Origin of the sequence: Enterobacter sp. BWH52, assembly GCF_001037565.1 — a bacterium.
In the GTDB taxonomy this organism is placed as follows: Bacteria; Pseudomonadota; Gammaproteobacteria; order Enterobacterales; family Enterobacteriaceae; genus Enterobacter; species Enterobacter hormaechei_C.
Window position 1 is genome coordinate 3,912,338 of record NZ_KQ089854.1, and the last position, 13,211, is coordinate 3,925,548.

Genomic DNA, 13,211 nt, shown 5'->3' on the forward strand with positions numbered 1-13,211 from the left:
TAATTTATCGTGTTGACGTTTCTGCTACGTTCAGCGCACGAGCCCCGCGCCATTTGCTCTGACAGGCGGATAACGTAAAAGCAGAAATAAGGGTAAAGGTCAGCGCCGTTGCGCCCATGATGATATAGGTGTGCTCAAAGCCAATACGGTCATACATATAGCCGGCAGGGGAAGAGACCACCACGTTGCCAACGTAGAGCATCGCCTGATAGCCGAGTAAATACATGGTGGCATTGACGCGCTTGTCGAAATGCTCGGCGATATATTTAAATACCGACACCAGCAGGAGACAAATTTCCAGACCGTACAGCGGCTTAAGCACTGAAATTAACAGGTGAGAATCACACATGCCGGAAATAATCAGACGCGCCCCGACCACCAGCCCGACAATTAATAGCCCGCGTTTGGCGCCAATAAAGTTCACAAACAGCGGGATCACCATATACATGACGAACTCCATGCCCGACTGCACGGTCCCGAGATAACCGAATACCGCGTTGCCCTGGTGAATATCGTCGAAGAAGGTGACGAAATAGCGCGAGAACTGCTGCTCGGCGATAAACATCATCCACGCCACGCCCGCCACGTACAGGCAGAAGGCCCAGAATTTGCGGTTTCGCAGCAGGGCGTAAACGTCTGACGGGGCGATTTTCTCTTTCGTCAGCACCTCGCCTGCGTGAGCGGAGTTAGTGTTCACTTTCAGGCTCAGCAGGACAATCAGCATCACCACTGACGCCACGCTGCCGAGAATAAAGTTATACGCCGGTGAGAGGTTAAACAGCAGGCCGGAGAAGGACGATGCCACCGCCCAGCCGAGCGAACCCCACATGCGAATTTGCCCGAACTCCATGCCGTTTAAGCGGCTAAAGCGGTCGGAATAGGATTCACACGCCGCCACGCCCGCGTACCAGGCAAAGCTTAAATAGAGCGCGCCGATAATAATCCCGAGCAGGGTATTAGACATTAACAGCGGCTGGTAAACATAAATAAAGAATGGCGCCATCAGGGCCGACATGATCACCACAAAATAGAGCAGGTATTTGCTCATGCCGATCTTATCGAGAATATAGCCGTAGATCGGTTTAAGAATTACGGAGAATATCCCGTTCACCGCAAAAACGGTTCCAATCACCGATCCGCTCAGGTTGGCTTTCTGGCCAAGCCAGATCGCCAGCAGTCCAATACTGGCAGACCAGGTAAAGAAATAGAGAAAGATAAAGCTACTGATTTTGTAATATTCAGTTCTGTTGGTTGTCGATGTGCTTTTCATATCATCCTCGCCGACGTGTAGGGCCAGATTTTTATAATGTGAACGACAGCTTACGTTCGCTTCCGGGTTCGCTAATGACGACCCGGCTATGGGTTATATTCAGCTGCGGCGTCGCCGCAGCGAGCTGTCTTCCGCCAGCCAGAACGGCGCAACAGAGCCAGCTTTCCCCTTGCGGGAGGTCAGCTTTTAACAGCGGAATGGAGGCGCACTCCGCAAACATAATGCTGCTGTTCGGCGGCGTGACGATGCTGTCTGGCTGGCGCTGAATGATCGGCGAAAGATCGACAATGACGCTGCTGCCGTTTTCAGCCAACAGATAACAACCGCGTTCGCGCACCTGGTGGGCGGTTTTCATCACCGCAAAGCCGCCCTCGACGGTTTGCAGAGTGCGCGTGCTGTTGATACGGTGCAGGCGCAGGTGCCACTCCCCGAACGGGATCTGCCAGGTCGCAATCTGCACGTCGCGCCACGGCGACCAGCGCGAGAAAATGTAATTTTCATCCACCCGAACCTCTTCGCACTCGCGACGACCGCGGAAATAGTCATCTCCGTCCGCCAGCAGCAGCATGGAATCGCAGGCGGCATGCTTCAGGCCAAAACGCCCGCGCTCAAGGGTGAATCCGAAGCGGCTGGAGTAGGCAAATTTGGTGTATTTCGCTTCGGTGTTGACGTAGTTGTTCAGTTCCAGCTGACCGGCGGTGAGCATGACGACGTGCTGCGAATCTTTCGAATGCATCAGGATCTGCTGCGCATGCGGGATCACATGTTTTTCATCAAGCGCGGGCAGCGGTTGTTCTTCCGCCTGCCAGAACGGGTGTGCTTCCGGCAGCGCCAGGATCAGATAGGTTTTCAGCGCCCAGTACGGTGAACCGGGGGAGTTGTAATCCTCGCACATCGCCAGGTTCGGATACGCAAACCCCAGGGTGAGAATGCCGTCGCGATCGACAATCGACTGCTGCTGCCACCAGCGCAGATGCCGCAGCACAATGCCTTTCACGATGCCCGGGGTGAAGACGTCCAGCTGAGAAAAGGCCACCGCGCTCCAGAAGGCAACCATGGCAAAGCGGTAGGTCAGGCTGCGGCCAAACGGCACCGAGGCGCCATCGGCGGCGGACCAGTAGATAAAGTCTTCCGCGAAGAGGCGCGAGCGCTCGCGCAGCACATTCGCCCTCGCCTCGTCGTTACTCAGGGTGGCGTAAATCAGGCCGTAGAAATGGAAAGCCATGGAGATGTAGTAATCTTTCGGGCGGCCGGGACCGTCGGAATACCAGCCGTCGCCGAGGTAGTAGGCGTCCATCAGCGCAAAGCGGTGGTCAATGGCGTCCTGATCGTACGGCAGGCCGGCGCGCTTAAAGCCTAGCTGAACCATAATGGCAAAATAGTTCCAGTTGCTGTCAGGCATCTGCGCTTCGGTGATTTGGTTGAGCCACGCGTGCAGGTTCATCACCTCGCGACCGGTAAAGCGCGCGGTGAGCGTCTCCCCCATCAGAGCGAGCCCCAGACCGTAGGCCGCCATCTCCACCAGACGCTGATCGTACGGGCCGGTTTCACCCCAGTAACCGCTGCTTTGCGGGTCGGTACCAAGCTTAATGGCAGTAAGGTACTTCTCGCTGAACGGCGTGCTTTCGCCAGATGCCATCAGCGGAAACAGCCCCCACAGCGCGCGGGAAAGTCCCTCCATCTGCGCAATATCCGCTGTGTAATGGGCGCAGGTGTCGCCCAGCGGGAATCGTGAACGGTTCGCCGGAAATTGCGTGTCCAGCGCCTGTAAAAGTGCATTCAACGACGCCACTACCTCCTGGCGTGAAGACAACGGATTTGATTTTTCTTTGTTTGCCGCCCACATCGGTTCGCCCTCGTAATCAACTGCGGCAAAGCATAGTGAATCCGCAAGGTGCAGAAATGTTAGCCATGTCACAGGCATGAACGATGAATAAACCTCCAGTTGAGAAAATTTAAAAAGGTGGTTTATAAAGACGATCAGACAGGAAAAAGTTGAGTTTTATTGCACTATGCGCGACACGCCGACAACCGACCTTCTGGAACTGATCGCCCTGAACGATACCGTGGCCTCGTTCAGCCGCCTGTTTGCCAATACGGTGCGCTACCATCACTGGCATCAGTGTCTGGAGATCCTCTATGTGGAAGAGGGCTTTGGCGTGGCGATTGTCGATAATCGTCACTACACCATGCGCCCCGGACGACTGTTTTTCTTCCCGCCTTTTACGCTGCACAAGGTCATGGTGGACGAACAGGCGGAGGCAATTTACCGCCGCACCATTATTCATCTCGACCAGCACGCGGTGCTGAAGATCCTGCGGGATTTTCCCCAGACCCGGCAGCGCCTGGAGCGGCTGTCACGCCGTGGCGGCGAAGCGTGGGTCGCCGATTTAGCCCACTGTCACCACCATATCGACCATCTGTTTAGCTGCTATAAACCGCCGATGAACGGCGAGAGCATCGCCAGCCTGCTGATCGGCCTGTTCGCGATGCTGCCCGACGATCGCGACGGCGAGCCGGGCAACAGCCAGGGGATCGCCAGCCAGGTCATGATCTGGCTCGACGAGCATTATCAGGAGAAATTTCGTCTGGATGCGCTGGCTGCAGAGCTGGGTAAATCGCGCAGTTACGTATCGCGAAGATTCCATGCGGAAACAGGCGAAAAAATTCACGACTACCTGAACACGCTAAGGTTGCGTAAGGCGTGCGAGTGTTTACTCCACACTGATTCGAGCGTGCGTGACATTGCCGCACAGGCGGGATTTTCCGACGTGACGTGGTTTATCAGCGCGTTTAAAAAGGGGATTGGCGAGACGCCGTTGCAGTACCGGAAAAACCATTCATCGTGATGAGCTGCATTTCTTGTCCGGCGGCGCTACGCTTGCACGGGCCTACGGGTTAAGTAGGCCGGGTAAGGCGCAGCCGCCACCCGGCAAAAAGACAGCGTGTATCAGGCCTCTATATCCGCCATGTCGCCTTTCTCCTGTAGCCAGTTACGTCGATCTTCAGAACGTTTCTTGGCCAGCAGCATGTCCATCACGGCGTTAGTTTGCTGTTCATCTTCATCGCTGATGGTCAGCTGCACCAGACGGCGGGTATTCGGATCCAGCGTGGTTTCACGCAGCTGCATCGGGTTCATCTCACCCAGCCCCTTAAAGCGCTGAACGTTCGGTTTGCCCTTCTTGCGCTTAAGCTGTTCCAGCACGCCCGCTTTCTCTTCTTCCGTCAGTGCATAGTAAACTTCTTTGCCGAGGTCGATTCGGTACAGCGGCGGCAGCGCCACGTGGACGTGACCGTTTTTCACCAGCGCGCGGAAATGCTTCACAAACAGCGCACAGAGCAGCGTGGCGATGTGCAGGCCATCGGAGTCCGCATCCGCGAGAATGCAGATCTTGCCGTAGCGCAACTGGCTCAGATCGTCGCTGTCCGGATCGATACCGATCGCAACCGAGATGTCGTGTACTTCCTGCGAGGCCAGCACTTCATCAGACGAGACCTCCCAGGTGTTGAGGATCTTACCCTTGAGCGGCATGATCGCCTGATATTCACGATCCCGCGCCTGCTTGGCCGATCCGCCTGCCGAGTCTCCTTCCACCAGGAACAGCTCGGTGCGGTTGAGATCCTGCGCGGTACAGTCCGCCAGCTTGCCCGGCAGCGCGGGGCCGCTGGTCAGCTTTTTACGCACCACTTTCTTCGCCGCGCGCAGACGACGCTGGGCACTGGAGATCGCCATTTCAGCCAGCATTTCCGCGGCCTGAACGTTCTGGTTCAGCCACAGGGTAAAGGCATCTTTCACCACGCCGGAGACGAACGCCGCACACTGGCGTGACGACAGGCGCTCTTTAGTCTGACCGGCAAACTGCGGATCCTGCATTTTCACGGAAAGCACGTAGGCGCAGCGATCCCAGATATCTTCCGCCGACAGCTTCACGCCGCGCGGCAGAATGTTGCGGTATTCGCAGAACTCGCGCATCGCATCCAGCAGCCCCTGACGCAGGCCGTTGACGTGGGTCCCGCCGAGCATAGTGGGGATCAGGTTAACGTAGCTTTCGGTCAGCAGCTCGCCGCCTTCCGGCAGCCATAGCAGCGCCCAGTCCACCGCTTCAGTATCGCCTTCGAAATTCCCGACGAACGGTTTTTCCGGCAGGGTTGGCAGGCCGTTAACCGCTTCGCACAGGTAGTCGTTCAGACCATCGGCGTAGCACCAGGTTTGTTCGGTATTATTAACGTGGTCTTTAAAGGTGATTTCCACGCCCGGGCACAGCACCGCTTTGGCTTTCAGCAGGTGCGTCAGGCGGGAAACAGAAAAGCGTGGGCTGTCGAAGAAGCTTTCGTCAGGCCAGAAGTGGACGCTGGTGCCGGTGTTGCGTTTACCGCACGTCCCGACGACCTGCAAATCCTGCACTTTTTCGCCGTTTTCAAACGCGATGTTATACACCTGGCCGTCGCGACGGACGTTCACTTCCACGCGCTTTGACAGGGCGTTAACCACGGAGATCCCCACGCCGTGCAAGCCGCCGGAGAACTGGTAGTTTTTGTTGGAGAACTTACCGCCCGCGTGCAGACGACAGAGGATCAGCTCAACGGCGGGAACACCCTCTTCCGGGTGGATATCTACCGGCATGCCGCGGCCGTCGTCGATGACTTCCAGCGACTGATCGGCGTGCAGGATAACGTCCACGCGTTTGGCATGGCCTGCCAGCGCTTCGTCCACACTGTTATCAATTACTTCCTGGCCCAGGTGGTTTGGGCGCGTCGTATCGGTGTACATCCCCGGGCGGCGGCGAACCGGCTCAAGCCCGGTGAGTACCTCAATGGCATCAGCGTTATAGGTTTGCGTCATGATTTAAGCTAGCAATTCGCATTGATTGTCAGTGGCTGTGCAGTCCAAGAAAATCGACAATCTGGGTGAAATGATCTTCAAAGCCCGTGAAAGCATGGTTACCGCCCTCTTCTACAGTCTGGCGGCAGGATGCGTAATACGCCACTGCCTGGCGGTAATCCAGCACTTCATCTCCCGTCTGTTGCAGCAGCCAGATAAGATCGGGCGCTTCAAGCGGGTCGACCTGCATAACTTTGAGATCGTAAATATGGCGTGACTCTAGCACATATTGTTGGCCGGTGTAGGGGTTCTCGTTTTCGCCAAGAAAGTCCCTTAACAGCTCAAATGGCCGGACCGCCGGGTTGACGACGACAGCGGGCAACATAAAGCACTGCGACAGCCAGGTGGCGTAGTAGCCGCCGAGCGACGACCCGACAACGCCAAACGATTCGCCGCCGTGTTCCAGCACTAGCGATTCCAGCATCTCTGCCGCATCCGCCGGATAAGGGGGCAACTGCGGAATAATCATCTCCACGTGGGGATGATGCGCGCTCAGCCACTGGCGAAGCTGCGTCGCTTTCGCCGAACGCGGTGAGCTGTTAAACCCATGCAGATAGAGAAGCGTCGACATCAATAGCCTTCCGAAGCGGTATCCGGGCGGAATTGTGCCCCGGCCAGACGGCAAACTTCGGTGGTCAGCGAGCCATCGGCATGCAGCTCCAGCCAGCGCCAGCCCGGTGCGATGGTATCCAGCGTAAAGTTGGCGCAGTGCGGCTTAAACTGCACGCAGGTAGAGGGCGTCGCGAGCAGACGTCGACCGTTCCAGTCGAGATCCTGTTCCTGGTGAATATGACCGCACAGCAAATTTTTTACGCGCGGGAATTTCGCCAGCACGCCGTCCAGCGCCGCAGAGTTGCGTAAGCTGTGCTGATCGAGCCAGCTACAGCCCGCCGGCAGCGGGTGATGATGCAGTAACAGCAACGTATTGCGATTCGGTTCGGCGGCCAGTTTTGTCTCCAGCCAGTCAAGCTGATAGTCGCTCAACTCACCGTGCGGAACGCCAAACACCTGACTGTCGAGGAGCAGAATTTGCCACTGGTCCCCCGCAAAGACACATTTTGCCGGTGAAATCCCCGCATCCTGAAGCGAACTGTACATCGCGGGCTGAAAATCGTGATTGCCCGGCAGCCAGACGCAAGGCACGCTAAAGCTCGCAATCCCTTCAGCAAAATGCTGATAGGCTGCGGAGGATTGATCCTGCGCCAGATCGCCCGTCGCGACGATCAGATCGCATGGCCGCTTTTCAGCATGGATCGCGTCAAGAACCGCCTGATAACTCTCCCAGGTGTTCACGCCCAGAAGCGTCTCATGCTTTTCGGCAAAAAGGTGGGTGTCGGTGATTTGTAATATCCTGACTGGCGCCCCACCAGCAACAGTCAGGTTCAACAGGCTTTCCAAATGGTGTCCTTAGGTAGGTTTATGACGCTAACAAACCGGAATCGCCATTGCTCCATGTGCTAAACAATATCTTAGCCAGTCGGCTAAAAACTGGTTAATTTGATGCTTTTCGTCGCGTTGATGCAACTTTTTATTCGGATAATCATACCGCGCTTTAAAGCGAAAGATCTGCTGGCTTGAACACACTTCAGCGACCATCGCGTCATGATAAAGACGTACCGTCATCGACGGCAGGCTCCAGTAGCTGATGCTCGGCGCCGTTTGCTCAATCTCCACCAGCGTAGTGTAGCGCGTTGATTCTGTTATCGTTAACCGATACTGTGCGTTGCTCACCTGATAGCTCACCGTTTCGCCGGGCGCGTCGTTTCGCGGCAGCAGGCGGCGCAGCTGGGCGAAATTGGTTTCGCACAGGCGCATCATTTCTGGGAAGTCAGGTGTATAACGCTTCATTTTTTCCACTCGTGTCGTAATGTCTGATAATGCAGCTGTAGCCATTGCAGAGCGATGACAGACGCTGCGTTGTCGATTTTCCCCTCTTCTACCCACTGGTAAGCCAGCTCCCGACTCACCACATGAACCCGAATATCTTCGTTTTCATCTGCCAGACCATGGATCCCTTCCGCTGTCGTGGCGTCCACTTCGCCCACCATAATAGATGAGCGTTCCGTTGTCCCACCCGGGCTTGCCAGGTAGCTCAACACCGGCTTCGTCCGGCCAACCACCAGGCCCGCCTCTTCCAGCGCCTCGCGGCGAGCGACGTCTTCGACCGACTCACCTTCTTCGATCATCCCGGCCACCATCTCCAGCAACCACGGCGTTTCGCTGGTATCATAAGCCGCAATACGCACCTGCTCGACCAGCACAACTTCGTCACGCACTGGGTCATAGGGTAGCAACACAGCCGCATGCCCGCGCTCAAAAATTTCGCGTTTGATTTCACCGCTCATCTCACCGTTAAACAGACGATGCCTGAAACGGTAAAGTTCCATTGAAAAAAAACCGCTATAAAGCGTTTCTCGTGCAATAATTTCTACATCGTTTTTGGCGAAGGTGACAGGCACGTTTTCTGGTTTTTGCATCGGTCGAGTCCTGGTAGCAATGGTGATGAAATTGTGAATTTCAAGGCTGTTTGGCTGCCGTTTGTATGGCTATATGGTAGATTGGAGCAAATTACCGCCAGATGGCACGTTACGCCAACCTTTTGGTGTGGATGATTCTGTTAGAATCGGCAATTATTTTTAATTAGATCAGCGCTAATACTGCTTCACAACAAGGAATGCAAATGAAGAAATTGCTCCCCATCCTTATCGGCCTGAGCCTGACGGGCTTCAGTGCAATGAGCCAGGCAGAGAACCTGTTACAGGTCTACCAGCAGGCACGTCTGGGCAACCCTGATTTACGTAAATCAGCGGCCGATCGTGATGCTGCGTTTGAAAAGATTAACGAAGCACGTAGTCCACTGCTGCCGCAGTTAGGCTTAGGTGCAGATTATACCTACACTAACGGTTTTCGCGATAATAACGGCATCAACTCAAATGCCACCAGCGCCTCTTTACAGTTAACGCAAACCCTGTTCGACATGTCCAAATGGCGTGAGCTGAGCTTGCAGGAAAAGAGCGCCGGCATTCAGGATGTCACATATCAGACAGATCAGCAGACGCTTATCCTGAATACCGCGACCGCCTACTTCAACGTACTGAGCGCGATTGACGCCCTCTCCTACACCGAAGCGCAGAAACAGGCGATTTATCGTCAGTTAGATCAGACCACCCAGCGCTTCAACGTGGGCCTGGTTGCGATCACTGACGTGCAGAACGCCCGTTCACAGTACGATACCGTACTGGCTAACGAAGTGACCGCACGTAACAACCTCGACAACGCGCTGGAAGCACTGCGTCAGGTCACCGGTAACTACTATCCTGAGCTGGCCTCTCTGAACGTGGACAGCTTCAAAACAGACAAGCCGCAGGCGGTTAACGCCCTGCTGAAAGAGGCGGAAAACCGCAACCTGACCTTGCTGCAGGCACGCCTGAGCCAGGACCTGGCGCGCGAGCAGATCCGTCTTGCACAGGATGGTCACCTGCCAACCCTGAGCCTGAGCGCCTCTACCGGCGTATCGGATACCAGCTACAGCGGTTCTAAAACCAACACTGCCCAGTATGACGACAACAATATGGGCCAGAACAAAGTGGGCCTCAGCTTCTCTCTGCCGCTGTACCAGGGCGGGATGGTTAACTCTCAGGTTAAGCAGGCGCAGTACAACTTCGTAGGCGCGAGCGAGCAGCTTGAAAGCGCGCACCGCAACGTGGTCCAGACCGTGCGTTCTTCCTTCAACAACGTGAACGCGTCCATCAGCAGCATCAACGCCTATAAACAGGCCGTTGTCTCTGCGCAAAGCTCTCTGGACGCGATGGAAGCGGGTTACTCCGTCGGTACGCGTACTATCGTTGATGTGTTAGACGCAACGACCACGCTGTACAACGCGAAACAGCAGCTCTCCAGTGCGCGTTACCAGTACTTGATCAACCAGCTGAACATCAAGCAGGCGCTGGGTACGCTGAACGAGCAGGATCTGCAAATGCTGAACAGCACGCTGGGCAAACCGGTTTCCACGTCGCCTGACAGCGTCGCGCCGGAAAATCCACAGCAGGATGCCGCCGTGGATAATTTCACCGCTAACAGCAGCACCCCGGTTGCACAGCCAGCGGCAGCGCGTAGCACCTCACCTGCCAGCAGCGGCACGAATCCGTTCCGCAATTAAGCGTGTCATCAGGCCCACTGCGGCCTGATGCCCTCACCTCAGCCCTCTCCCACAGGGAGAGGGAGCACATTAATCCCCCCCGAACGTAAGCCAACGTAAAGATCCCCCGGATTTCGCCCCTCGTCGCTTCATTTTCAACCACTCATCCTCTATCCTGAGCGTTATTACCACTGGGTCCTGGAAGACAAATATGAAACGGACAAAAACGATGAATCACGCGTCGTTCCGCAAAAGCTGGAACGCACGCCACCTGACACCTGTCGCGCTGGCGGTCACCGCCGTCTTTATGCTGGCAGGCTGTGAGCAAAACGACGAAACGGTTTCGCTGTATCAAAACGCCGACGACTGCGCGAGCGCAACCGGTAAAGCCGCTGAGTGTACGACGGCGTATAACAACGCCCTGAAAGAAGCGGAACGTACCGCGCCGAAATATGCCTCACGCGAAGACTGTGTAGCCGAATTCGGTGAAGGCCAGTGCCAGCAGGCACCTGCTCAGGCGGGTATGGCACCGGAAAACCAGGCGCAGGCACAGTCCAGCGGCAGCTTCTGGATGCCGCTGATGGCGGGTTATATGATGGGCCGTTTGATGAGCGGCGGTGCGGGCTACCAGCAGCAGCCGCTGTTTAGCTCCAAAAACCCGAACAGCCCGGCCTACGGGAAATACACCGATGCCACCGGCAAGGGTTACGGTGCTGCAACGCCTGGCCGTACGATGACCGTACCGAAAACCGCAATGGCGCCGAAACCAGCCACCACCAGCACCATTACCCGTGGCGGCTTCGGTGAGTCTGTTGCCAAACAAACCACCATGCAGCGTAGTGCGACCGGCTCCTCAACTCGCTCAATGGGCGGCTGATCATGGAACGAGTCAGTATTGCCGAGCGCCCGGACTGGCGCGAAAAAGCCACCGAATACGGTTTCAACTTTCACACCATGTACGGCGAGCCGTACTGGTGTGAAGATGCTTACTATAAGCTCACGCTTGCTCAGGTCGAAAAGCTTGAAGAAGTGACCGCAGAGCTGCACCAGATGTGCCTGAAGGTGGTTGAGAAAGTCATCGACAGCGATGAGCTGATGACCAAATTCCGCATTCCGAAGCACACCTGGAGCTTTGTTCGTCAGTCCTGGAAAACGAACCAGCCTTCGCTCTACTCTCGCCTCGATCTGGCATGGGATGGCGTGGGTGAACCGAAGCTTTTAGAAAATAACGCAGATACGCCAACCTCCCTGTACGAAGCCGCGTTCTTCCAGTGGATCTGGCTGGAAGATCAGGCGAATGCCGGAAACTTGCCGGAAGGCAGCGATCAGTTCAACAGCCTTCAGGAAAAGCTGATTGAACGTTTCGTCGAACTGCGTGAACAGCACGGTTTCAACCTGTTGCACCTCGCCTGCTGCCGCGATACCGAAGAAGACCGCGGTACGGTTCAGTATTTGCAGGACTGCGCAGCCGAAGCGGAAGTGGCGACGGAATTTCTCTATATCGAAGATATCGGTTTAGGTGAAAAAGGTCAGTTTACGGACATGCAGGATCAGGTGATCAGCAACCTGTTCAAGCTCTATCCGTGGGAATACATGCTGCGGGAAATGTTCTCTACCAAACTGGAAGACGCTGGCGTGCGCTGGCTGGAACCAGCCTGGAAGAGCATTATCTCCAATAAAGCCCTGCTGCCGATGCTGTGGGAGATGTTCCCGAATCACCCGAACCTGCTGCCTGCTTATTTTGCCGAAGATGATTTCCCACCGATGGAGAAATACGTCGTTAAGCCAATCTTCTCCCGTGAAGGGGCAAACGTCTCGATTATCGAAAACGGTAAAACGCTGGAAGCAGTTGAAGGGCCGTACGGTGAAGAAGGGATGATCGTCCAGGCGTTTTATCAACTGCCGAAGTTTGGCGACAGCTATACGCTGATCGGCAGTTGGCTTATTAACGATCAGCCTGCCGGGATTGGCATTCGCGAAGATCGCGCGCTGATTACGCAGGATCTGTCACGTTTCTACCCGCATATTTTCGTCGAGTAAGACTTGCCGGGTGGCGGCTTCACCTTACCCGGCCTACATGTCGAGCGTAGGCCCGGTAAGCGCAGCGTCACCGGGCATGTGTTTACCCCACCTGCACCGACAGCATACTCAAACTCCCCATCTCAATGCCGTCGACCGGGGTTGTAATAACCTCTTGACCGTCCCATGCGCCTAATACATACAGCAATGGCAAGAAGTGTTCCGGCGTCGGGTTAGAGAGCGAACCGCCATCGTGCTCCAGATAGTTCACCAAAGGGTGCCGTTCGACCGGCCCTTGCCAGGCCAGGTTGTCTTTTACATAGTCATTAAAGGCTGTTGCCCAGGGGTACGGCGTATTTTCACCGTGCCAGCGTACCGTACGCAGATTGTGTACCACGTTGCCACTGGCTATCAGCATGATGCCCTCATCACGAAGCGAAGCCAGCTTACGCCCCATCTCCATGTGCCAGGCAGCTGGTTTGGTGCTGTCGATACTCAGTTGTACCATCGGAATATCGGCATCCGGATACATTTTGATCAACACCCCCCATGAGCCATGGTCAAAGCCCCAGGCTTCTTTGTCCAGCGCAACCGGAACAGGGGCAAGCAGATCAACCAGCCGCTGCGCCAGCTCAGGGGAGCCCGGCGCAGGATAATGCGTGTCATACAGCGCCTGCGGAAAGCCGCCAAAATCATGAATCGTTTTTGGCGTTTCCATGGCCGTCACGCCGGTACCCCGGGTAAACCAGTGCGCAGAGACCACCACAATTGCCTTCGGACGCGGTAACGTCTCACCCAACTGACGCCAGGCGCGGGTATAGACGTTATCTTCCAGGACGTTCATTGGGCTGCCATGGCCTAAAAACAGTGCTGGCATACGAGAAGAAGACATGGTGATATCC

Annotated in this window: 12 protein-coding genes; 4 read left to right on the forward strand and 8 right to left on the reverse strand. The window is 55.8% G+C overall.

The genetic code is table 11. The features are described from left to right. Positions 1–4: 4 nt before the first annotated feature. The gene (locus SK47_RS18445; protein WP_003862510.1) at positions 5–1,270 is read right to left on the reverse strand and encodes an oligosaccharide MFS transporter; all 1,266 of its coding nucleotides are present in this window, start codon (positions 1,268–1,270) and stop codon (positions 5–7) included. 31 nt (positions 1,271–1,301) lie between these two features. Continuing rightward, positions 1,302–3,116: a DUF2264 domain-containing protein gene (locus SK47_RS18450; protein WP_048244913.1), complete on the reverse strand. Its 1,815-nt coding sequence runs from the start codon at positions 3,114–3,116 to the stop codon at positions 1,302–1,304. Positions 3,117–3,282: 166 nt separating this feature from the next. Between SK47_RS18450 and SK47_RS18455 the strand changes: the two genes are divergently transcribed. Next, entirely contained in the window at positions 3,283–4,119 is an 837-nt protein-coding gene (locus SK47_RS18455) for an AraC family transcriptional regulator (protein ID WP_023314862.1), read from the forward strand. Between the two features lie 101 nt (positions 4,120–4,220). Here SK47_RS18455 and parE read toward each other — a convergent pair whose 3' ends face one another. Genes parE through nudF form a run of 5 tightly spaced genes read right to left on the reverse strand, consistent with a single transcriptional unit; the run spans position 4,221 to position 8,629 of the window. Then, positions 4,221–6,113: a DNA topoisomerase IV subunit B gene (gene parE / locus SK47_RS18460; RefSeq protein WP_003862513.1), complete on the reverse strand. Its 1,893-nt coding sequence runs from the start codon at positions 6,111–6,113 to the stop codon at positions 4,221–4,223. Between the two features lie 28 nt (positions 6,114–6,141). Further along, positions 6,142–6,723, reverse strand: coding sequence for an esterase YqiA (gene yqiA, locus SK47_RS18465; protein WP_023314863.1), 582 nt, complete (start codon positions 6,721–6,723; stop codon positions 6,142–6,144). Then, a complete protein-coding gene (cpdA, locus tag SK47_RS18470) occupies positions 6,723–7,550 on the reverse strand; it encodes a 3',5'-cyclic-AMP phosphodiesterase (protein WP_023314864.1) in 828 nt (275 codons plus the stop codon). Before cpdA ends, yqiA begins: the two co-directional genes overlap by 1 nt. A 27-nt stretch (positions 7,551–7,577) precedes the next feature. After that, entirely contained in the window at positions 7,578–8,000 is a 423-nt protein-coding gene (locus tag SK47_RS18475; RefSeq protein WP_003862516.1) for a DUF1249 family protein, read from the reverse strand. After that, a complete protein-coding gene (gene nudF / locus SK47_RS18480; protein WP_003862517.1) occupies positions 7,997–8,629 on the reverse strand; it encodes an ADP-ribose diphosphatase in 633 nt (210 codons plus the stop codon). The genes SK47_RS18475 and nudF overlap by 4 nt, the downstream gene beginning before the upstream one ends. Positions 8,630–8,832: 203 nt before the next feature. Between nudF and tolC the strand changes: the two genes are divergently transcribed. The 3 genes from tolC to SK47_RS18495 all read left to right on the forward strand — a co-directional run bounded on the left by tolC (position 8,833) and on the right by SK47_RS18495 (position 12,330). Next, positions 8,833–10,311, forward strand: a complete 1,479-nt coding sequence (tolC, locus tag SK47_RS18485; protein WP_023314865.1) for an outer membrane channel protein TolC — start codon at positions 8,833–8,835, stop codon at positions 10,309–10,311. Positions 10,312–10,501: 190 nt separating this feature from the next. After that, positions 10,502–11,167 (forward strand): DUF1190 family protein, encoded by a 666-nt coding sequence (locus SK47_RS18490; protein ID WP_003862522.1) that lies wholly within the window; start codon positions 10,502–10,504, stop codon positions 11,165–11,167. Positions 11,168–11,169: 2 nt separating this feature from the next. After that, the gene (locus tag SK47_RS18495) at positions 11,170–12,330 is read left to right on the forward strand and encodes a glutathionylspermidine synthase family protein (RefSeq protein ID WP_023314866.1); all 1,161 of its coding nucleotides are present in this window, start codon (positions 11,170–11,172) and stop codon (positions 12,328–12,330) included. 82 nt (positions 12,331–12,412) lie between these two features. Here the strand turns inward: SK47_RS18495 and ygiD are convergent, their stop codons facing one another. Then, positions 12,413–13,201 (reverse strand): 4,5-DOPA-extradiol-dioxygenase, encoded by a 789-nt coding sequence (ygiD, locus tag SK47_RS18500; protein ID WP_023314867.1) that lies wholly within the window; start codon positions 13,199–13,201, stop codon positions 12,413–12,415. Positions 13,202–13,211: the final 10 nt, after the last annotated feature.

What these genes read in the sequence shown, in the direction of transcription:
- nudF (WP_003862517.1), bottom strand. Translation starts at nt 8,629, where the DNA reads ATGCAAAAACCAGAAAACGTGCCTGTCACCTTCGCCAAAAACGATGTA.
- SK47_RS18490 (WP_003862522.1), top strand. Translation starts at nt 10,502, where the DNA reads ATGAAACGGACAAAAACGATGAATCACGCGTCGTTCCGCAAAAGCTGG.
- SK47_RS18495 (WP_023314866.1), top strand. Translation starts at nt 11,170, where the DNA reads ATGGAACGAGTCAGTATTGCCGAGCGCCCGGACTGGCGCGAAAAAGCC.
- yqiA (WP_023314863.1), bottom strand. Translation starts at nt 6,723, where the DNA reads ATGTCGACGCTTCTCTATCTGCATGGGTTTAACAGCTCACCGCGTTCG.
- ygiD (WP_023314867.1), bottom strand. Translation starts at nt 13,201, where the DNA reads ATGTCTTCTTCTCGTATGCCAGCACTGTTTTTAGGCCATGGCAGCCCA.
- SK47_RS18450 (WP_048244913.1), bottom strand. Translation starts at nt 3,116, where the DNA reads ATGTGGGCGGCAAACAAAGAAAAATCAAATCCGTTGTCTTCACGCCAG.
- parE (WP_003862513.1), bottom strand. Translation starts at nt 6,113, where the DNA reads ATGACGCAAACCTATAACGCTGATGCCATTGAGGTACTCACCGGGCTT.
- SK47_RS18475 (WP_003862516.1), bottom strand. Translation starts at nt 8,000, where the DNA reads ATGAAGCGTTATACACCTGACTTCCCAGAAATGATGCGCCTGTGCGAA.
- SK47_RS18455 (WP_023314862.1), top strand. Translation starts at nt 3,283, where the DNA reads ATGCGCGACACGCCGACAACCGACCTTCTGGAACTGATCGCCCTGAAC.
- SK47_RS18445 (WP_003862510.1), bottom strand. Translation starts at nt 1,270, where the DNA reads ATGAAAAGCACATCGACAACCAACAGAACTGAATATTACAAAATCAGT.
- tolC (WP_023314865.1), top strand. Translation starts at nt 8,833, where the DNA reads ATGAAGAAATTGCTCCCCATCCTTATCGGCCTGAGCCTGACGGGCTTC.